The organism is Streptomyces sp. NPDC101160 (assembly GCF_044768205.1).
In the GTDB taxonomy this organism is placed as follows: Bacteria; Actinomycetota; Actinomycetes; order Streptomycetales; family Streptomycetaceae; genus Streptomyces.
In genome coordinates this window covers 461,677-481,837 of record NZ_JBIWPJ010000002.1, presented here as the reverse complement: position 1 = coordinate 481,837, position 20,161 = coordinate 461,677, and the positions used below count along the sequence as shown (strand labels likewise).

The 20,161-nt window shown below is 74.8% G+C and carries 18 protein-coding genes; 9 read left to right on the top strand and 9 right to left on the bottom strand.

Annotated elements, in window-relative coordinates; translation table 11 throughout:
* Window positions 1–5: 5 nt before the first annotated feature.
* Together ACIRSU_RS07785 and ACIRSU_RS07780 are read left to right on the top strand one after the other, a co-directional pair.
* Window positions 6–1,136 carry an SDR family oxidoreductase gene (locus tag ACIRSU_RS07785; protein WP_403789827.1) on the top strand — a complete coding sequence of 377 codons (1,131 nt, stop codon included), beginning with the start codon at window positions 6–8 and terminating at the stop codon, window positions 1,134–1,136.
* 6 nt (window positions 1,137–1,142) lie between these two features.
* Window positions 1,143–1,640 carry a hypothetical protein gene (locus ACIRSU_RS07780; RefSeq protein WP_403789826.1) on the top strand — a complete coding sequence of 166 codons (498 nt, stop codon included), beginning with the start codon at window positions 1,143–1,145 and terminating at the stop codon, window positions 1,638–1,640.
* A gap of 242 nt (window positions 1,641–1,882) precedes the next feature.
* Here the strand turns inward: ACIRSU_RS07780 and ACIRSU_RS07775 are convergent, their stop codons facing one another.
* On the bottom strand, window positions 1,883–3,706 hold the full coding sequence (locus ACIRSU_RS07775; protein ID WP_403789825.1) for a glycoside hydrolase family 15 protein: 1,824 nt from the start codon (window positions 3,704–3,706) through the stop codon (window positions 1,883–1,885).
* Window positions 3,707–3,929: 223 nt separating this feature from the next.
* Here ACIRSU_RS07775 and ACIRSU_RS07770 point away from each other — a divergent pair, with 223 nt between their 5' ends.
* The 7 genes from ACIRSU_RS07770 to ACIRSU_RS07740 all read left to right on the top strand — a co-directional run bounded on the left by ACIRSU_RS07770 (window position 3,930) and on the right by ACIRSU_RS07740 (window position 8,537).
* Entirely contained in the window at window positions 3,930–4,394 is a 465-nt protein-coding gene (locus tag ACIRSU_RS07770; protein ID WP_403789824.1) for a hypothetical protein, read from the top strand.
* Window positions 4,391–4,711, top strand: a complete 321-nt coding sequence (locus ACIRSU_RS07765; protein ID WP_403789823.1) for an MrpF/PhaF family protein — start codon at window positions 4,391–4,393, stop codon at window positions 4,709–4,711. Before ACIRSU_RS07770 ends, ACIRSU_RS07765 begins: the two co-directional genes overlap by 4 nt.
* Before the next feature lie 55 nt (window positions 4,712–4,766).
* Window positions 4,767–5,075, top strand: coding sequence for a monovalent cation/H(+) antiporter subunit G (locus ACIRSU_RS07760; RefSeq protein WP_403789822.1), 309 nt, complete (start codon window positions 4,767–4,769; stop codon window positions 5,073–5,075).
* Window positions 5,072–5,494 carry a Na(+)/H(+) antiporter subunit B gene (locus ACIRSU_RS07755; protein ID WP_403789821.1) on the top strand — a complete coding sequence of 141 codons (423 nt, stop codon included), beginning with the start codon at window positions 5,072–5,074 and terminating at the stop codon, window positions 5,492–5,494. The genes ACIRSU_RS07760 and ACIRSU_RS07755 overlap by 4 nt, the downstream gene beginning before the upstream one ends.
* Entirely contained in the window at window positions 5,491–6,219 is a 729-nt protein-coding gene (locus tag ACIRSU_RS07750) for an MnhB domain-containing protein (RefSeq protein ID WP_403789820.1), read from the top strand. The genes ACIRSU_RS07755 and ACIRSU_RS07750 overlap by 4 nt, the downstream gene beginning before the upstream one ends.
* A 62-nt stretch (window positions 6,220–6,281) precedes the next feature.
* Window positions 6,282–6,659, top strand: coding sequence for an NADH-quinone oxidoreductase subunit K (locus ACIRSU_RS07745; protein WP_403790212.1), 378 nt, complete (start codon window positions 6,282–6,284; stop codon window positions 6,657–6,659).
* A gap of 12 nt (window positions 6,660–6,671) precedes the next feature.
* A complete protein-coding gene (locus ACIRSU_RS07740) occupies window positions 6,672–8,537 on the top strand; it encodes a complex I subunit 5 family protein (protein WP_403789819.1) in 1,866 nt (621 codons plus the stop codon).
* A gap of 27 nt (window positions 8,538–8,564) precedes the next feature.
* Here ACIRSU_RS07740 and ACIRSU_RS07735 read toward each other — a convergent pair whose 3' ends face one another.
* From ACIRSU_RS07735 to ACIRSU_RS07700, 8 genes are all read right to left on the bottom strand, one after another.
* Window positions 8,565–10,076 (bottom strand): M48 family metalloprotease, encoded by a 1,512-nt coding sequence (locus ACIRSU_RS07735; RefSeq protein ID WP_403789818.1) that lies wholly within the window; start codon window positions 10,074–10,076, stop codon window positions 8,565–8,567.
* A 78-nt stretch (window positions 10,077–10,154) separates the two neighbouring features.
* Window positions 10,155–10,745, bottom strand: a complete 591-nt coding sequence (locus tag ACIRSU_RS07730; protein WP_403789817.1) for a Pycsar system effector family protein — start codon at window positions 10,743–10,745, stop codon at window positions 10,155–10,157.
* Window positions 10,742–12,007 carry a PE-PGRS family protein gene (locus ACIRSU_RS07725; RefSeq protein ID WP_403789816.1) on the bottom strand — a complete coding sequence of 422 codons (1,266 nt, stop codon included), beginning with the start codon at window positions 12,005–12,007 and terminating at the stop codon, window positions 10,742–10,744. Before ACIRSU_RS07725 ends, ACIRSU_RS07730 begins: the two co-directional genes overlap by 4 nt.
* Window positions 12,008–12,070: 63 nt before the next feature.
* Entirely contained in the window at window positions 12,071–14,461 is a 2,391-nt protein-coding gene (locus ACIRSU_RS07720; RefSeq protein ID WP_403789815.1) for a hypothetical protein, read from the bottom strand.
* Window positions 14,458–15,369 (bottom strand): hypothetical protein, encoded by a 912-nt coding sequence (locus tag ACIRSU_RS07715; RefSeq protein ID WP_403789814.1) that lies wholly within the window; start codon window positions 15,367–15,369, stop codon window positions 14,458–14,460. Before ACIRSU_RS07715 ends, ACIRSU_RS07720 begins: the two co-directional genes overlap by 4 nt.
* Before the next feature lie 153 nt (window positions 15,370–15,522).
* Window positions 15,523–16,242 (bottom strand): Crp/Fnr family transcriptional regulator, encoded by a 720-nt coding sequence (locus tag ACIRSU_RS07710; protein WP_403789813.1) that lies wholly within the window; start codon window positions 16,240–16,242, stop codon window positions 15,523–15,525.
* Window positions 16,243–17,048: 806 nt separating this feature from the next.
* Entirely contained in the window at window positions 17,049–18,488 is a 1,440-nt protein-coding gene (locus tag ACIRSU_RS07705; RefSeq protein WP_403789812.1) for a hypothetical protein, read from the bottom strand.
* 57 nt (window positions 18,489–18,545) lie between these two features.
* On the bottom strand, window positions 18,546–19,811 hold the full coding sequence (locus tag ACIRSU_RS07700) for an MFS transporter (protein WP_403789811.1): 1,266 nt from the start codon (window positions 19,809–19,811) through the stop codon (window positions 18,546–18,548).
* Window positions 19,812–20,161: the final 350 nt, after the last annotated feature.

Sequence of the window (20,161 nt, the reverse complement as noted above, 5' to 3'; positions counted from 1 at the left end):
CCGCCATGATCCGCACGTCCGATGTGGTCACGTTCCTGGAGGGTCTCGCCGTGCGACGGAACGTGCGCCGCCAGTCGCTGCCGTTCGCGGGACGCACCGTGGTCGTCACCGGCGCGAGCGCCGGCGTGGGGCGGGCGACCGCGCGTGCGTTCGGGGCGGCGGGCGCGCGGGTGGCGCTGCTCGCCCGGGGCCGGGTGGGGCTCGACGCGGCGGCCGACGAGGTCGAGCGGGCAGGCGGCGAGGCCCTCGTCGTGCCGGTGGACATGTCCGTGCCGGAGCAGGTGGAACAGGCGGCGGACCGCGTGGAGAGTAGGCTCGGCCCCGTGGACGTCTGGGTGAATTCCGCCTTCACCTCCGTGTTCTCCCCGTTCCTGGGGGTCGGCCCGGAGGAGTACGAGCGGGTGACGGCGGTCACGTACCTCGGCTGCGTCAACGGCACCCGGGCGGCCCTGCGCCGCATGGTGCCGCGCCGCTCCGGCACGGTCGTCCAGGTCGGTTCGGCACTCGGCGAGGCGTCGGTGCCGCTGCAGGCGGCCTACTGCGGGGCGAAGCACGCCGTGAACGGGTTCACCGCCTCGGTCCGCATGGAGCTGCTGCACCAGAAGATCCCGGTGGCGGTCACCGTCGTCCAGCTGCCGGCCGTCAACACTCCGCAGTTCTCCTGGGTCCTGTCGCGGCTGCCGCGCCGGCCCCGGCCCGTGGCCCCGGTGTACCAGCCGGAGGTGGCGGCCCGGGCGGTGCTGCACGCGGCGCGCCGGCCACGGCGCCGCGAGTACCTGGTCGGCGCCTCGACCGCCGCGGCGGTGCTCGCGCACCGGCTCGCGCCCGGTCTGCTCGACCGCTACACGGCCCGCACCGGATACGACTCCCAGCAGACCGACGAGCCGGCGCCGGCCGGCGCCCCGCACAACCTCTGGGTGCCGCTCGACGGCGACGGCGGACGGGACCACGGCGCCCACGGGCCCTTCGACGCCGAGGCCGCCGCACACTCCCCGTACAGCGCGCTCGCCCGCCACCCGGCCGCGGTCGGGGCGACGGCGGGCGCGGCCGCGGGGGCGACGGCGCTCCTCGCGCGCAGCCTGCGCGGACGGGGCCAACGGGCCGCGGCACACCGGCCCCGTACCGAGAGGCGGTGAGCCGCCGTGAGCGACCTGAGGGACTTCACGGACTCCACGGACTTCGAGCTGGTGGACGTCTCGTTGCACACCGAGGAGCTGGGGACCTTCGTCGTCCCCCTGCTGGACCCCGAGGATACGGAGCCCGTCGAGCTGCCGGAGGGCGCGGTGGTGAGCGTCGGCCTCACCTTCCGGCTGGGCCGGGCGATCGACACGGTGGTCTTCGAGGACACCCGCGAGCGGGACGGAGCGGTGCTCGGGACCAACCGGACGCCGCTGGGCGGTTTCCGGCCGGGCGGACCGTACGAGGTGCGGCTGCCGCCCGAGCGGCTGCCGGTGGGGCGCACGCACTGCGGGGTGTACGTGGTGACGGGCCGGTTCAGCGACGGCGACGACGACCGTGAACTGGCCGTGGAGCGGCACCGGATCCGGGTCACGCACCAGCCGGCCGCGCACAAGCGGTGGGCCGCCGCGCCGGCGCCCGCCACGCCGCCGGGCCGGGAGCTCACCAACCCGGCGGCCTGAGGATCCCTGCACGGCCTGGGGCCCCGTTTCGTGAAACCGCCGGCCGGCTTCCGCGAGGCGGGGCTCCAGGCCGTGCCGGGAGGCTCCTGGCCGTGCCGGGAGGCTCCTGGCCGTGTCGGCGCGCTCCGGTCAGGCGGTCAGTCCGCTCCGGTCAGGCGGTCAGGCGGGTCAGGCGCTCAGGCGGTCAGACGGGTCAGGTGGTCAGCGGCCAGTCAGGTCAGGTGGCCAGTCGGGTCAGGCGGTCAGTCGGGGCCGCCGTCGAGCGGGAGCCGGACCGCGTCCTCCAGGAGCAGCGCGTGGACGAACGCCTGCGGCAGGTTCCCGCGCAGCCGGCGCTGCGTCACGTCGTACTCCTCGGCGAACAGCCCGGCGTGGCCGACCGCCGTGCGGGTGCGTTCGAACCAGCGGGCCGCCGCGACCGGACGGCGCTCGGCGCCGCAGGCGGCCGCCATGAGGAAGCCGCAGAGGAGGAAGGCCCCCTCGTCCTCGCCGAGTGCGGAGTCGTCGCGGCGGAAGCGGTAGACGAAACCGTCCTCGACGAGCTCGCGTTCGACGGCCCGCCGGGTCCCGGCGAGCAGCGTGTCCCCGCCCGGCCAGGACGCCATCGGCTCGGACGCCGAGACGAGCGGGCGGAGCAGGGCGGCGTCCGGGCGGGGGTCCCCGGCGGCGCGCTGCCAGCGTCCGTCGGGGTGGACACAGCGCCGGCGGGTCTCGGCGAGGATGGTCTCCGCGAGCTCCCGCCAGCGGTCGGTGCCCGGCGCGTCGATGTCCCGGGCCGCCGCGGTCAGCCCGCACACGGCGGCCAGCCGGGAGTGGGTCCACCAGGCCGGCTCCAGCTCCCACAGCCCGGCGTCCGGGCGGTGCCAGTTGGCCGCCAGGGCGTCCACGGCGGTGTGCGCGGCCCGGACCCCGTCCGCGTCGAGGCGGTCCTGGCGGGCCGCGGCGGCGAGGAGTTCGAGGACCTCGCCGAAGGTGTCGAGCTGGAACTGGCTTCCGGCGCGGTTGCCGACGCGGTCGGCGGCGCCGGGGTAACCGCTGAGCGGCAGGGTCCGCTCCCGCGGCACCGGGCCGCCGTCGGTGCGGTACGCGGGCCGCAGCCCGGGCCCGTCGGCGAGCACCCGCTCGACGGCGACCCGTACGGCGGCGTCCATGAGCGGGTGCGGACCGTGCGCGGCGACGGCGAGGCCCGCGTAGCACTGGTCGCGCAGCCAGGCATAGCGGTAGTCGTAGTCCCGCTCGGAGCCGGCGTGTTCGGGCAGCGAGGTGGTGGCGGCGGCGACCATGGCGCCGGTACGGGGCACGGTCAGGCCGGTCAGGACCGCGTACGCCGCCCGGGCGTCGCGCGCCGCGGGGAGCCCCTTGCAGTCCGGGACGGCCCCGGCCCAGTGGCGCTCGGTGCGCCGCCAGGCCCGGTCGGCGGGTTCGGGCGCGGGCAGCGGCCGGTCGGAGAGTTCGAGGACCAGGTCCCGCTCCTCGCCCTCCGGCACGGTGAGCCGCGCGGTGAGTTCGCCGTCGGCGCCGACCCGGGCCTTCGCGACGCCCCTGAGCCGCAGCCGCAGCCCGCCCCCGGCCGCCTCCCACATCTCGGTACCGGTCCCGGTCCCGGCCCCGGCCCCGGCCCCGGCTTCGACGCGGTGCGGCACCAGGGGCGGCGCCTCGCCGAATCGGCCGCGTACATGAAGGCGCACGGCCACCCGGGCGGTCCCGGACACCGCCCGTATCCGGCGCAGCACCACGGCGCGGTGCGGGTCGGGCGGCGCGGCGAGCGCGTCACGGCACTCGATCACGCCGTCGGCGAGGGTCCAGCGGAAGGTCCAGACGAGGGTGCCGTCGTGGTACGCGCCCGTGGGCACGTGCCACGGATCGACGGGGCGCACCTGGAAGGCGCCCGCGCCGCCGATCAGTTCGGACAGCACGGCGGGGTCGTCCCACCCCGGCACGCACAACCACACGAGGTCGCCCTCGGGCCCCACGATCGCGCCCCGTTCCCCGTCGGCCAGCAGCGCGTAGTCGCCGAGCGGCCGCGGTCGGTGCGCCGGGACCGAGGGCGTGTTCGACTGCGCCATCGGCTCATCACCTCCCGGCCCCCTCCGCCGCCTGCCCGGCGGCTACCCACTCGGACGGCGGTCACTCGGCGGAGCGCCGCGCCGACTGCTCCGGACCGGTGACAACCGGGCCCGCGCGCGGCGCGGGTCGGCCGGTCGGGGCGGCCGGAGGCGGTAGGTCTGATCCGCGAGACCCGGCCCGAACCCGACGGCCGGAGCGGGCCGTGGCGGCTGGGGAGGCGGGATGGGACGGGCGGCGATGGAGCTGCTCACCTGGTGGGCGGCGCTGTGCGGGTTCCAGGTGCTGCTGATCGGCCAGGTCACCTGGCCGGAGCTGGCGGTGGCGGCGGCCGGCGCCGCGCTCGCCGCACTCGCGGCCCGTACGGTACGGGTCGCCGCCGACGCCCGGCTGGGTCCGACGGCCCGCCTGGGAACGGCCCTGCTGCTGTGGCCGGGGGCGCTCCTCGCCGACACCTGGCGGTTCGCCCGGGCCGTCGGCCGGGTGCTGCGCGGGCGCCGGGTCACCGGCCGGTTCCGCACGATCCGCTGGGCGCACGACACGGGCCCGGCCTGGGCCTGCGGCCTCCTTTCGGCGACGCCCGGGCTCTACGTGGTCGCGCTCGGCCCGGACCGTACGGCCCTCGTGCACACCCTGCCCGGCGGGACCGGTCCCCTGGAGTCCGCGCTGACCAGTGGCGGGCGGCGATGAGCGGCGCGCCGGGCGGGGAGTGGAACGGCTGGCTGGCCGCGCTCGGCACGCTGCTCGTCCTCGCGCTGCCGCCGGCGCTGCTCGCGGCCTGCCGCGGCACTCCCCCGGCCCGCCTCGCCGGGCTGAGCCTGACCGGCACCCTCGGCACGGTGATCCTGCTGCTCGCCGCCCGGGGCTTCGGCCGGGACGGGTACGGCGACCTCGGCGTCGTCCTCGCGGTCCTCGGCCCGGTCGGGGTCCTGGTCTTCACCCGGTTCCTGGGCGGACCGCTGGTCGACGGCACGGCGCCGGCCCCGGACACGAAGGGCCGGGGATGAGGGCGGGACGGACAGGGGCCGCCACGGTGGCGCCGGTGGCGAGGGCGGGGTCGCGATGAGCGCCCGTACCGTCTGCGCCGCCGTGCTGCTCGTCGCCGGCGTCGCCGTCCTGCTGCTCGCCGTGCTCGGCCTGCACGTGCTGCCCGGCCCGTACGCGCGGCTGCACGCGCTGTCGCCCGCCACGTCGCTCGGCGGGCCGCTGGTGGTGCTGGCGCTCGTGGTCGAGGCGGGGCCGAGCCGCCGCTCGGCGGGACTGCTCGTGGTGGCGCTGATCATGGCCGCCGGCGGTGCGCTGACCACGATCGCCCTGGGCCGGTCCACCGCGCAGTACGAGGGACGGGTGCCCCGGGAGGATCCCCCGTGACGGCCCCGCAGCCCGCCGAGGTGCTCGGCTGCGTCGCGGTCGTGTTCGCGGCGGCGGTCGCGACCGCCGCCGTCCGCACCCGCGACCCGGTGCGGCAGGCCGTGGTGCTGAGCGCGCTCGGGCTCGTCCTCGCACTGGTCTTCACCCTGTTCCAGGCCCCGGACGTGGCCCTCAGCCAGCTGGCCGTCGGCACGGCGGTCACCCCCCTGCTGATCCTGCTCACGGTGCGGACGATCGCCCGCCGGGCGGCCCGGCGCACGGGCGAGGGCCGGGACGGAGGCCGGGACGAGGGCCGGGACGGAGGCCGCAGCGATGGCCGGGACGGAGGCCGGGACGAGGGCCGGGACGGAGGCCGCAGCGATGGCCGGGACGGAGGCCGCGGCGGAAGCGGTGACCGGAGCCCGGCGGGTGACCGGTGAGTCGTACCGTCCGCGCCCGGCTGTTCCTGGCGGCGGCGCTCGTGTTCGGCGCCGGATACGTCCTCGCCTGTCTCGAACTGCCACCCCTCGGCAGTCAGTTCCACCCGTACGCGCGGCGGGCGGTGCCGGCCGCGCTGGCCCGGCGGACCGCGAACGTCGTCTCGTCGGTCAACTTCGACCTGCGCGGATTCGACACCCTGGGCGAGGAGTTCGTGCTGTTCACGGCCGTGCTCGGGGCCGCACTGCTGCTGCGCCGCACCCGCGACGAGCACGTGACGCGGCCGCGGCCCGGCCGGGTCCTGTCGACGGTACGGCTGACCGGCACCGTCCTGCTGCCGGTCGCCCTCGTCACCGGCGTCTACATCGTGGCGCACGGTCAGCTGACTCCCGGCGGCGGCTTCCAGGGCGGGGTGATCCTGGCGACCGGGCTGCACCTGGCGTACTTGGCCGCCGACTACCGCGTGCTCCGGCGGGTGCGGCCGCGGGTCGTGCTGGAGGTCACCGAAGCGGTGGCGGCGGGGGCCTTCGCGGGCCTCGGCCTCGTCGGGCTCGCGCAGGCGGCCGCGTATCTGAAGAACGTCCTGCCGCTCGGCACGCTCGGGTCGCTGACCTCCGGCGGACTCGTGCCCGTGCTGAACGCGGCCGTGGGCGTGGAGGTCGGCTCGGCCCTGGTCGTCCTCCTCGCCGGCTTCATCGACCAGGCCCTGGAGATCGAATCCGAATGACCGCGACTGCGACCGCACTCCTCGCGCCCCTCACGTCCCTCACGCCCCTCAAGTCCGTCGCGATGCCCCTGGCGCCACCCGTTCCCGACTCGCCGCTCCTCCTGCTGCCGTACCTCGCCGCGGGCTGGATGATGCTGGTCGGCACGTACGGCCTGGTCACCAGCCGCAACGCCGTGCACGCCGTCGGCTGTCTCGGCGTCGCGCAGTCCGGCACGTACGTGCTGCTCCTCGCGGTCGGCTACCGGCGCGGCGGCACCGCGCCGTTCTTCGTCGACATCCCGCCCGGCACACCCGTCGTCGACCCGATCGCCCAGGCCCTGGCGCTCACCGATGTCGTCGTCGGAGCCGCGGTCACCGCGCTGCTGCTCGCACTGGTGCTGCAGACGGCGAAACGGCACGGCACCACCGACCCCGACGCCCTCACCGGGCTGCGCGGCTGACCGGCCGGCCCCGTGCGGAACGCGTCCGTCCTGCTGCCGCTCGCCGTCGCCTGCCCGCTGCTGGCCGCGACGGTCCTCGCCGTGCTCGGCCGCCTGCTGCCGCGCACCGCGACCGACGTGCTGGCGACGGCCTGCGCCGCCGCCCAACTCGGTCTCGTCGGCTGGCTGGCCTGGGCGTCGGGCAGCGGCGGCCGGACGGTGACATGGCTGGGCGGCTGGACGCCGGTCCACGGCCGGAGCGTGGGGATCGTGCTCGCCGCCGACGGCCTCGGACTCGGCCTGGCCGTGCTCGTGGCCGCGCTCGTGCTCGCCGCGCTCGGCTACTCCTGGCGCTACTTCGACGAGCCGGAGCGGGCCGGCGGCCACGGCGGCGGCTTCCCCGCCCTCGTGCTGCTCTTCGAGGCCGGGGCGACGGGGTTCGCGCTCACCGGGGACCTGTTCAACGCGTTCGTGTTCTTCGAGCTGATGGGGGTCGCCGGATACGCGCTCACCGGCTACCGGGTCGAGGAGCCACGGCCGTTGCAGGGGGCGCTGGCCTTCGCCGTGACCGGCTCGCTCGCCGGCTATCTCGCGCTGCTCGGCGTCGCGCTGCTGTACGCGCGCACCGGCGAGCTGGCCTTCGCCCGGATCGGGCAGGAGCTCGCCCGGCACCCGGCCGACACCCTGGTGGCGGTTGCGGGCGCGCTCGTCGCCTGCGCGATGCTCGTCAAGGCGGCGGCCGTGCCCTTCCACTTCTGGCTGCCGGACGCGCACGCCGAGGCCCCGACCCCGGTGTGCGTGCTGCTGTCCGGCGTGATGGTGGAGCTCGGCCTGTACGGGCTGCTGCGCGTGTACACGGACGTCTTCTCCGGCCCGGGCGGCATCCCGCCGTACGTGCTGCGCGGCACGCTGCTCGCGACGGGCGCGGTCACCGCGCTGACGGGCGCGCTGCTGTGCTGGCAGCAGCGGCACCTCAAGCGGCTGCTCGCCTTCTCCACGGTGGGGCACATGGGTCTGTTCCTGTGCGGCGCCGGGCTGCTGTCGCCCGAGGGGACGGCCGGGACGGCCCTGTACGTGGCGGGGCACGCCGGCGCCAAGGGCGCGCTGTTCTGTCTGACGGGCATCCTGCTCGACCGGCACTCCTCGGTCGACGAGCACGGGCTGCGCGGCCGGGCCAAGGACATGCCCGTGGTGGGCGCGCTGTTCGCGGCGGGCGGTCTCGCGCTCGCCGGACTGCCGCCGTTCGGCACGGGGCTCGGCAAGTCGGTCGTGGAGCACGCCGCGGAGGAGCGGCCGTGGCTCCTGGTGCTCTTCGTGCTCGTGCCCGCCGTCACGGCGGGCGCCGTGCTGCGCGCGGCGGCCCGGGTCTTCGCCGGGGCCGGGACCCGTCCGCACCAGCGCCACTCGGGCGCGGAGACCACGGGCGCCGGCGAGGAACCCGAGGTGAGCGGTCCGCGCCGCGTGGTGCCGCCGACGATGCCCGCCGTCGCCGCGCTGCTGCTCGCGGCCTGCCTGGCCGTGGGCCTGCTGCCCCCGCTGTGGCGGCGCGCGGCGGTGGCGGCGACCGCCTTCACCGACCGGGCCGGCTACACGGCGGTCGTGACCGGCGCGGCCCCCGCGGTCCCGCCGGGCCCGGCGCCCGACGTCTCCTGGACGACGACGGGCGTCGCACTGGGCCTCCTCTCGGCGGCCCTCGCGGCCGCCCTCGCGGCCGGAGCGCTGTGGGGACCCGCGCTGTCGGGGCGGCTCGCCCACGGGGTACGCCGGTGCGCGGACGCGGTCGACCGCACCCTGGTCCTGGCGGTCCGGCGGCAGCACTCCGGGCACGTGGGCGACTACGTGGCCTGGCTGATCGCCGGACTCACCGCGCTGACGGCGGTGTTCACGCTGTGGGGGTGAGCGCGGGGCCGGCGTGGGCGCCGGCGATCAGCCGTGGCGTCGGAACTGCTGGGACATGACGAGCCTGACATTGCGCAGTCGTGCCTCGGTGTTCGTGTGCGCGGCCTTGGCCACGAGCCTGCCACTGCCCGTCGGCTGTGCAGGCGCCTGGTTCGGTGGAGCAGGCTGGGGTTGTCCGGCGTAGGGCTGCCCCGCGTGTTGCTGCGGGATGGGTGGTACGCCCGGCGGCATCGCTGCCGCCCCGTGCGGGGAAACGCCCGGCACCACAGCGGCCTCTGCCTCCGCCACGAGAACGCTCTCCAGCGCCTCGCCGAAGCCCAGGCCGACCGCGTACGCGTCGGCACGGAACTCGGCCCGTCTGTGCAGCCAGGCGAGCAGCAGCGGACCGGCCGCCACCGGCAGGACCAGCCACCACATGCCTTCCACGAAGGTGTAGACGAAGAGGAACTGAAGGATCACCAGTGACAGGCAGCCCCCGCAGGCGATCCCGACCCAGTGCTTGGTGCGGAAGAGGCCGTACAGCAGCGCGAGAACGGCCCACCCCGCGGCCCGCGCGGGCAGGGCGTACCAGTCGGCGAGCATCGCTGCCCAGGGGTGGCCGCCCACGTGGTGGCCGAGTTCGTGCGCGAGCACGGCGGCGAGCCGGGTGTTGGGCAGTCGCTCCATCGCGTGCCTGGTGACAGCGACGACATGCCCGGCGGCGGCCGTGGCGTTCAGCTCGGCGCGCTCCTGGATCCAGAGCTCGTACGTCTCGCGGTCCACCCCGGCCCGCCGGGTCACCTGCTCCCACACCACGTCCAGCCGCCGCGCCTCCTCTGGGGTCGGTCTGCGCATCCCGAACAGGCGCCGGGCGATGGCCGATTCGACCTTGCGGTGGAAGATCAGCGGGCCGGAGAGCAGCCACAGCGCCGGCACGAGGACCGCGAGGACGGGGTTGATCGCGGCGGACACGAAGGCGACCAGGGACAGGCTGATCAGCCCGATGGGCACGGTCACCAGCAGATGGGACAGCGCGGCGCCGTCGACGCCCCGCTGTACGGCCTTCAGCATCCTGCGGCCCTGCTCCAGGGCCAGATCGTCGTGATCGACGACGGACGGGACCGCCGGCGCCGGAGGCATCACCGGCCGCGGCGGCACGACGGGCGGCTGGAGCGGCGACGAGGGCGCGGGCACCGGCATGGCCGCGGACTGTTGGGAGGCCGACGGGACCGTCGCGGCGGGCGCGGCGGGCACGGCGGGCGCGGCGGGCACGACCGGCGGCATGTGCCCGGCGACACGCGCCGGCGGCGGCATGTCCCCGGCCCTCGGTGCGGGCACCCCTTCGCCCGGGTAGGCCGGCGGCGGGGTCTCGCCGGGATAAGCGGGCGGGACCTCATCGGGGTACGCCGGGGGAACCTCACCGGGGTACAGGGGTCCCGCGTCGACCCGGTACGGCGGCACGGCAGCCTGCCCCGGGTAGGAGGGCGAAGCGTCCTGTCCCGGGTGCGGCGGGGCGTCCTGTCCCGGGTACGGCGGCGGGATGTCCTCGTGGTCTGACATGACGATGTGTCTCCTGAGGGTCTTCCGTTACGGATCATCGGCGGCGGCCCGGTCGGCGTACGGCGGACCGGACCGGACTCAGCCGACGAGCAGCGAGCCAGGCAGCAGCACCAGTGCCACCGTGAAGCCGGCCATGCCCGCCCGCAGCCAGCCGTACTTGAGCGAGACGATCCGGCTGTTCTCCGTGAGCGAGGCGAGGACGGCGGTGCCGGGGGCCCGCTCGGTCGCGCGCAGCGCCTCCTCCAGGACCGCTACCCCCTGGCGCGCGGCGCCCCGGATGTCGGCGAAGTGGGTAAGAGGCGAGCCGGGCTGCCAGTCGACCGTCCGGTAGCGGGGTACGACGGCCATGAGCACGGCCACAAGTGAGACGAGGAAGCAGGCGACCCCCGTCCACCACATCACCTGGGCGAGCACCGAGAGGTCATAGGGTCGCCAGGCGCGCGCGGCTAGCACGCCCACGAGCGCGGCGGCGGCCATGCCCTGGGCGGCGACGAGGACGGAACCCTTGGTGTCGGCGCGGGCGGCCTCCTGGCGCAGTTCGCCGAGGAGCCGCTCGGCCGCACGAGGCGGCTGCCGCTCCTGCAGTTCGGCCCGTGGGGGAGTCTGTACCGGCACCGGCACGGATCGGGGCTCGGGGGCGGATCCCTCCCCGGGGGTGGTGGCGCTCATCGCGCCTGCTGAGGCGACGGGTAGCCGAAGACGGGGCCGTCCTCCGACGCGGGCGGAGACGCGTCCGCGGGTGCGCCGCCGACTCCGGTGTCAGCACCGGTGCGGGTGCCGGTGCCGGGCGCATGCCCGGGCTTCGGCGGCATGCCTCCTTCGTACGCCACCGTCTCGTGGCCCTCCGCGCGGTCCTGGGACACGGGCCCCGCGACGGCTGGCAGCGGTTGCGCGGGCCCCTGGGAGAGCTTCGTGCTCAGGACCTCCTTGATGACATGGGCGGCGAGTCGTCGCGGCTCGTCCAGCTGGTGCTCCTCCAGGCCGCCGGGGCCGCCACCGAGCGCCTGGAGGGCGACCGCGAGCTGGTTCTGCATGGCGAGCAGCTGATCCTGGCGCAGGTTCTCCATCACGATCCGGGCGTCCTCGGGATGCCGGGCGAGCTGGAAGGCCATGGCGGCGGGGCCGCCCCGCTCGAGGTAGTAGGCGTAGTACTCGATCTTCTTCGCCTCGAGCTCCTGCAGCTCGAGCTCCTGTCGGCCGCGGGCGAGCGTGCGCTCATGGCCGAGCTCCTGCTGTTGGGCCTCGATGCGGTGGTGCTGCTGCCCTTGGACGAGAGCACGCTCCGTGGCCAGCTCGTCCTCCCTCATGAGCAGTGCGTGCTGGGGTTCGAGCTGCTGGCGCGCGAAGGCGATGTCACGCAGCCGACGCTCGTGTTCCAGTGCTGCCTCGTCGCGCCGGATCTGCAGGCCCCACTGGACGTCGAGCCCGGCCCGCACCCCCAGCGGCCCGGCGGATTCGAGCGCCTTGCGGGCGTGGAGTTCGGCCGCCGCGCTCTCCTCCATCCCGTAGCCACGGAGCACGGGCCGTACGACGTCCTCGACGAGACGCTGCACCATGGCCGGCACGTTCCGTTCGCCACTCGCGACGAAGGCGGACGGATCGAGGACCTGCCAGGTGCAGCTCAGCGCGACCTCGAAGAGGAAGGCGTCGTTCTGGCTGGTGAGCGCCAGCTGGGCGGCGGCCTCGTGCCGGCCCATGTCCACCTCGTACACACTGGTCCAGCGCCTGGTGGCGAGTTCGGTCCGGCTCGGCCGGCGCGGTGGGAGATAGGTGTCGAGGCCGCCCTGGGCCGTGGTGAACACGAGGGCGTGGTCGATGCGGGTGGCGCGCAGCGGCTTGAAGCGGGACAGTTCCTGGATCGTCACCACAGGGTCGACGAGGACCGAATGGCGGTTGGCGTCCTGCTGCCATTGGGGCGGCTGGCTCATCATGGTGACGCTGCTCCTTAAAGGACGGTTCGAACGGCGTGACCCGGTAGGCGCACGCCGAGGGGTTCACCGGAACGTGGCGGCGGTGGTACGCGCGTCCGAGGACGGCGCGGCCACCAGCGAGCGCAGCCGGGAGGCCACGGCGGGCGGCGTGGAGTCGTCCTCGCCGCGCAGGTTCTCCAGGAGGTAGGCGAGACGCCGGTGGTCCTCGGTGGAGACGGCGAGCATGGGCAGGAGCTCGGCGAGTGCTGTCTCGGCTCCCCCGTCGTGCTCGGCGGCCCGGACCCACTGGCGCAGGGCCTGCAGTCCCGATGCCGAGGCCATGGGGTCGTTGAGCACGCCGCGCCACAGAGCCGCCAAGGCGTGCCGCAGCACCGCTCCGTCCGTGCCCGGCCGCGGATCGGCGCGCGCGAACAGATCGAGCAGCAACGGGCGTCCCGTTCCCGCGGGCCCGTCCGTGGGACCGCAGGCGTGGACCGTGGCGCGCAGCACGAAGTCCCGGGTGGTGCCGCGGGCAAGTCCGGGAAGGGCATCCCAGAGGCCGGCGGCGGTTTTCCAGTCGTCGCGTGCGGCTGCCTCCTGTCCCGCGGCGAGCAGCAGGGCCGCGGCGGACTGGGCGAGGTCATCGCGCTCGCCCGTCCAGCCGCGAACGGGGCCGCCCCGGCTCTCCATGCCGCGCACGGCGTCGGTGAGCGCGGCGAGCGCCTCCTGCGGGAACGCGTCGCCGACCAGGGCGTAACCGCGGGCGGCGGTCCAGCGCAGCCGGTGGTCCGGTGCGACGCACCACTCCGCGAGGATGCGGGAGACGTGCGGGGCACCCAGGTGGTGCGCCAGGGCCAGCGCGTTGGCAGCGGCGAGCCGGGCGCGCAGCCGGCGGTCGGCGGCCCAGGATCCGATGAGCAGGGCCATGGCCGACGGCAGGTCGGCCTCGGCCATGACGGCCGCGGTGGCGGCGGCGCGGGTGCGGACGACGGGCCGGGGGTCGTCGGCCAGGCGCCGCAGCCAGGCGATGAGTGCGGGCCGGGCGGACGGATGGCCGGTCCAGACCTCGCGCAGCAGGGTGATGGCGGTGAGCCGGTCCCGGAACTGCACCTTGGTCTGGAGCACAGGACCCCATTCGGTCTCTTCCGGCTCCTGGTAGCGGTCGGCGAGCGCTTGCTCGACCCGCAGTGCGCTGGAGGTGCCGAAGACGGGGATCCTGGCTGGCTCTCCGGGGTTCTCGATGCGCTGGAGCAGGCCGAACAGGACATCGCTCAGCTCGGCGGTGAGGGGGTAGGGGGCCTCGTCGAAGGTGGCGAGGGCGATGAGGAACGCCTTGTCGTGGAGGGTGTGGTCCCCGCTGTCGAACCACTCGCGGACCTGCCGCTCGGCGGCGTAGTGGCCGAACGCGCCGAGCTCGGAAAGGGACACCGTGCCTAGGGCGTGGCCGGCGACACGGTCGGCGAAGCGGGCAGTGTCGGCGACCGGCCGGTGGTGGGCGAGGACGGCCTGGACCTCGTCGAGGGCAAGCAGCTCGTCCACACGGCGCCCGCCCAGGTTCCTGTTCGCGAGGTGCCCGGCGAGCAGTGCGGCAGGCGCCGGGGACCGCCAAGGGACAGGGGCCACACCACCGTGGACGACGGGGTGGGGTCCGACGACGAGGACGAGGTGGCTTCCGGTGGCGTGCAGTCGCTCGCTGAGGGCGCGGATGTGGTGCTCCTGCAGGGGCCGTTCGGCGCTGGTGGCGTAGTCGGCGACGATGTGTCCGCAGCCTTCGCGCAGTTCGCCGGTGAGCCGGCCGGGCGAGAGCGCGGGGTCGAGGGCCCGGTAGGAGCGTGTTCCGACCGCACGGAGCAGCATGAGGGCGGCCGCCCGGCGGCCGGTGGTGGCCGGTCCGGAGAGAACCGCCACGCGGTGCTCCCGGAGGCCGGCGAGAGCGAGGGCGAACGGACTGCCGGGCTCCCACGGTTCGTCCAGGTCCGGGCCGCCGAACGGCACCGCCGTGCCGATGCCGGCGCTGACGTCGGCGCTGTGGGAGTCGTTGCGGCCGGTGCCAGTGCCGGTTTCGGCCTCGTCGCCGTCCTGCTGTGGGGCGCCCGGATAGACGAAGTTCCGTGCGAGTGCTTCGACTTCCGAGACGGGGATCTCTCCGGACCGCTCCTCGGTGTCGGCGCCCAGGTGGTATTCCACCTTGCCGCCGAGGATGACGTCGCCGGTGACATGGCCACCGCTGACGCCATGCTGGTCGCCGCCGACGAGGGAGCCGCCGATGCGGGCGGAGTGGCCGAGCATGATGCCGGGGCTGTGCCGGTAGAGGTCGCGGCGCGAGTCCCAGGCGTGTTCCGTCTCCTCCTCGGCGTCCGGTAACTCCGCGGCCCCGGTGGCCGTTTCGTCGGTCGCTTCCGGCGCCGCTCCGGCCTGCTCCGGCTGCGGGCCCTGACCGTCCGGGCCCGCCTGCTGGTCCTGGGAGACGTTCACGACCTGCCCCTGTCCGTGGTGCCGTCCGCGGTCCGGGTGCCACCGAGGACGACGTCGCCGGTGACCTCGCCGCCACTGACCCCGTGCTGGTCGCCACCGACGAGGGAGCCGTGGATCACCGGCGCTCCGTGGAAGTGGAAGACGGCTCCGGCGGGACGCTCCTGCGGAGCGGAGGCGGTAACAGGGGTGGAAGCCGGAGGGGAAGTCCGGTCCTGGGCCGGCACGGACGCCAGGCCCTCGCTCGGCTCGCGGCCAGGTGAAGCAGCGGAGGCCGGTGGTTCTGCGGCCGGTGTGTCGGCGGCGGCGCCCGGAGTCCGGTCCGGTGCGGCACCCTGGTGGATCCAGGCGGAGAGCACACCGTCCTTCACCGTGACGTCCGTCCGCCGGAAGAGCTCCGGTCGTACCCCCCGGTGGCCGTGCCGGACCACGCCCTCGTACACCGGTGTGCTCACCGCGAGGACGCAGTGCTCGTCCCGGCGCGCGGCGAGGGCCGACCGCAGCACGTCCGCGTCGAGCAGCCGGCAGGCCTGTGTGAGGTCGTGCCCGACGACGCCCCCGGTGGTCCCGGCGTGCGGGTCGTGGGCCACCTCGCCGACGGCCAGGACGATCCTCAGCCGCATCTGGGCACTGTCCGAGGCCAGGAGGTTGTGCTCGTGGAGCAGTTCGGGGGTGGTGGTGAGCAGCGACCGCAGCAGCCGGGTCTTCGCCACGTCCCCGCTGAGCAGCACGATCAGGCCGTCGCCGCGGTCCTCGCGGTATTGCTGGGTGGCCTCGACGCCGGCAGTCTCGAGCGTCTGGTCCACGATCTTGTTCAGGGTCCGCCGCAGGACGGCCCCCACCACGTCGTCGCGACGGCTGAACCGCTCGATGTCGAGGAGCAGGATGGTCCGGTTGACAGGCTCGCGCATGGCCGCCTTCCGCTGGTGACATGGCCCCTCGGGGCCTTCTGGACATCCCGAAGATGCCAGGGACAGGGGGTTCGGGGCGACGGAACCTAGCACACTCGGAATGTGACCACGTGCACAGAAGCGGGCCCTTGGGAGCGACTCCGGCAGCGACGCTCAGCCATTTCCGGAACGCGCCATCTTCCTTAGTACGTCAGGTCGTACGACGACGAGTCCGCGCCGTCCGGTCCGTACGATGCCACGCTCCCGCAGCTGCTTGAGGAGCCGCGCGACCGCCTCGCGCGAGGCGCCGACCGAGCCCGCGAGCTCGCTCTGGGTGAGCCCGGCCGTGAGCTGCACGCCGTCATCCGACTCCTCGCCGTGCGTACGGATCAGTTCGAGCAGAAGCAGCGCGAGTCGCTCTTGCACCGTGAGGGAGGCGAACTGCACGCGACGGCGGTCACTGTCACGGGTGCGGTCGGCGGTCAGGGCCAGCAACTTGCGTGCGATGTCGGGACGTTCGTCGATCAGGGTGCCGAACCGGTCGGCGTCGACGGCAAGCGCCTCGACCCGTTCGAGCGCGGTGACGGTCGCCCCGCGCGGCCGACCGCTGAGCAGGGCCTGCTCGCCGACGATGTCCCCGGGACCCCGGAGCGCGAGGAGCGCCTCGTACCCATTGGGCGCGGCCGAGGTCACCTTGGCCCAGCCGGAGAGGATCACCAGGACGTGAGTCGATGGTTCGTGCTCGCGGAGCAGGACCTGTCTCGCCGGGAAGGCCAGGGGACTTCCGCTGCGGAAGAGCGCCTGGCGGTCATCGCCGTCCAGTCGGACCACGAAGGGAACCTGGTCTTCGAACTGCGTCAACTGTCTCTCCCCGGCGCCCGTTTCGGGTCGCATCCGGTCTCGCGGTGAACCGTGAGGTTAGCGCATCACCGCTCAGCTCTGTCGGCTTCCCGACGGCTTATGGTCACGGGGCACCCGGGCGGTGCGGCGCCGTAGGCGACCACCCGTACCGCTGTGGCGGTCGACAGGTCGACCGTCGTGTCGCCGGTATCGGTCCTCGGCAGGAGCCGCCCGCGGGCCGTGTGCTGCGCTTCGCCACAGGTGGTGCCGGCCGGGGTGCGGGTGGCGGGAGCCGTCCTTGGCCGGGCCGTACCAGGGAAGCGCGACGGCGGCGGTCAGCAGCACGGCGCAGCACACGGTGGCCCGGACCCCGCGGGACAGGGCGCGGGCCCGCACGCAGGGCCTCGGCGTGGGCGGCGGTGACCGGGCCGGCGGGCAGGGTGCCCGGGACGAGGGCGGGCAGGGGGAGGCGGCGGGGCGGCCGCGGGCGGCACGCAGCAGCAGGAGGCTGCCGGCGGCGCCGCACAGCGCGCCGGGCAGCAGGGTGCCGACCAGGGCTCCGTACGGCGGTACCGGCGAGCCGACGTCCGTACGACCCTTTGAGTAGACCGAAGCCGATGAGGCCGGCGAGGAGCACGCCCAGGCCGTTGCGCCAGGCCAGGGCCGCCTCGCGGACCCGGAGCCGTTCTCCGTTCAGCAGGGGGCGGCCGCTGCGGGCGGCCATCAGGTCGGCGGGGGAGCCCCTGATCGGCGTGGCCGCGGGGTCGAGGGATCTCGCGGTCACCGAGGTCGGCCATGCGCCTGTCGAACAGGTGGCCGCTGCTCCCCTTCAGGAACGCCGAGGGCACAACACGCTGACGTCAGCCGTCGCCGCCCTCGCCGCCGTCGAAGACGCAGCCCACCGTGGCGCCGCTGCCCATGCTGACCACGCCCACCGCCGGGTCGGCGCTGGCCCGTACGAAGCCTCCACCGTAACCGTCGCCGTGGTCGTAGTCGTCGCCGAAGTCGTCGTCATGGGCGCCGCCGGCGGCGTCGGGGGCGCCCACGTAGATGCCCCAGTTGAGGAAGAGTTCCCGGACGCCGCCGGTGCCGTCCGGGAACGGTTCGGCGACGGGGCGGACGCGGCGCTGGACGACGTACGGGCCGTTCATGGCCTCGGTGAGCCGGTGTTTCCATTCGGCCGGGTCGACCTGCCAGCCGACGGTGATGCCGTGGCCGCCGTGCAGCAGGGTCGGCTTGAGGATCAGCTCTTCCTGGTGGGCCACGGCGTGGGCGAGGAGGTCGATCCGTGAGCCGGCGGGGTCGGTGGCGTGGGGGCGGACGTAACGGGTCCAGGGCAGGAGGCGGTCTATGCAGGCGAGTTCGGCGGCGTCGACGAGGGCGCGGTGCCGGTCGTCGGAGAGCATCGCCAGCGTGCCCTTGTTGCCGTACAGCTCGGCGTCCAGCCGGCTGAACAGGCCGACGCTGCCCTGCTCCGTCGCGGTGAGGAGCGGCTCCAGCAGGGCCGCCGCCGCGGGGTCGGAGAGGTCTTCGGGAAGGAAGTAGCGGAAGACGACGTCGACGGCGCGGCCCGCGACCGTGGGGCGGCCGTTCGGGTACGTGAACTCGGCGAGGTCGCAGGCGACCGCGTCGACTCCGTGGTCGGCCAGCTTCGCGGCGAGCACCCGCAGCCGGGGCCCGACGACGGCGAAGTTCTCCGGAGTGTCCACCACCGCGACGACGGGCGGCCGGCCGGCCGGGATGTGGGCGGCGCACTCGGCGCGCAGGGTCCGCACCATGCAGGCGATCGTGTCCCGGTAGCGGAGCCGGTGCCGCCGTACGAACTCCGCGAGCGGCGGGTACGCGAGCATCGCGCGGTTGATGTCGGCGTTCTCGAAGCCGCCGAGCGCGCTGGTGATGTTGAACTCGAGGAGCTTGAAGCCGGTGCCGTCGTGGTAGAGGTCGGCCCGGCCCAGCGGGTGGAGCGAGCCGGTCCGGGCGCTGCGCGTGATCAGCGCGGTCTGCAGCGGGTCCAGGCCGACCGCCTCCGCCAGGGCGGTGATGCTGCCGCCGAAGACCCGCTCCGGCAGGGAGCGCAGCAGCCCGTAGACGGTGTGGAGGTCCCGTACGACGGTGCTGCGCTCGGTCTCGCCGAGGAAGGCGGGGCCGTTCAGGAACCGGTCCTGGTACGCGAGGGTGAGCGTGGCGGAGTCCCGGGCGGCGGCGGTGGGGTGGACCGTCGACGCGTGCCGCGCGAACTGCTCCCCGTACGCGTGGCCGAGTCGCGATCTGGGCGGCTCGGGCGGGCTCGTGGTCGTCATCGCTGGTCCTTTCCGGAGGCGGCCGCGGGTCCCGGCGTGCCGGGCGGCCGCTCCGCCTCAGTCCGTCTCGGCGCGCTGCTCGGCGCGGGTGATCCAGTGGCGGCGGGCGCCCGCGAGGAGGGCCACCGCGACGACCGCCATGGCGACCGCGCCGGCGCCGAACACGGCGCGGGTGCCGACCGCGGCGGCGACGATGCCGCCGACGGCCGCGCCGATGGGCAGTCCGCCCCAGGCGACGAGGCGGTACACGCTGTTGGCCCGGCCGAGCAGGTGCTGCGGCACCAGGGTCTGGCGCAGGACGACCACGACGACGTTCCAGGTCACGGTGCCGCACGCGAAGATCGCGAGGGCCGCGCCGACGGCGTACGCCGAGGGCACGGTGGCCAGCACCGTCTCGCTGGTGGCGATCAGGACGGCGGTGGCGAACAACGCCCCTTCCCGGCCGAGGCGTTCGGCGAGGGCCGGGGCGAAGCGCGAGGCCAGGACGGCTCCGACGGCCTGGCAGGCGAGCATGATGCCGTAGCCGAACGGGCTCAGGTGCAGCACCCGCTCGCTGTGCACGACGAGCACGGCGAGCATCGCGTTCCCGGCCATGTTGATCAGGCAGGAGATCAGGGCGAGGCTGCGCAGCAGGTGGTGCGAGTAGAGCCACTTGGCGCCGGCCAGCATCTCCGACAGCACGCCGTCGGCCGCCGGTTTGGCGTCGACCGGCTTGGTGCGGCGGATGCGGCTGACCAGGACGGCGGAGCAGAGGAAGGTGGCGGCGTCCGTGGCGAAGGGCAGGGCCATCGCCACGCCGAAGAGCAGCGCGCCGACGAGCGGGCCGACGAAGCCGGTGCCGGCCTCCTGCGCGGCCATGACACGGGCGTTGGCGGTGGCCAGCCCGGCCTGCGGGGCGATGAAGGGGACGAGCACCTGGGCGGCGTTGCGGCAGAGGACCTCGCCGGTGCCGAGCAGGAACATGACCACGTAGAGCAGCGGCAGTCCGCCCCAGCCGCCGAGGATCCCGGCGGCCAGCAGGGCGAGCAGGCAGGCCCGGGTGAAGTCGACGCGCACCATCATCCGGCGGATGTCGACGCGGTCGACGAGGAGTCCGGCCGGGATGCCGAAGAGGATGAACGGCGCGGTGAAGGCGACCGAGGCCGCACCGATCAGGCGCGGGTCGTCGGTCAGCCGGGCGGCCAGCAGCGGCGCGGCGGCGATCGTCGCGCCGTCGCCCAGCGAGGACACGGCGGCGGACCACCACAGCCGGGAGAAGTCGCCTCCCAGCCGCGGGCGTTCGGGACCGGTCGTCTCGGTCGTGTCGGTCGTCGACGCGCTCATGACACCGCGGGGCGGCGCAGCCGGCAGTTCATGGTCTCCCCCTCATCGGTCCGCCGTACGGCCACGGCAGGCACACGGGCTCGCCGAGGATAGTCCGGCGCCGAGGGCCACGTCGAGGAAAAGATCCGCTTTGTTGATCAAGCCTGTCACCTGTGAATCCCAGCCGCAACACGTTCGAACTCCATTCAAGTAAGGGGGGTTTGAGTCAAACGCTCTTCTGGTATGTTCGCGGCCGCTGGCTGCTGAAACGGCAGCCGGAGCGGTGTCTGCGTGGGGGGCATGTCATCGACGGGGCTTTCGAAAACTGTGTGAAGACGTCTGGTTCGCGCCATCTTCGCGACCCGCGGCCC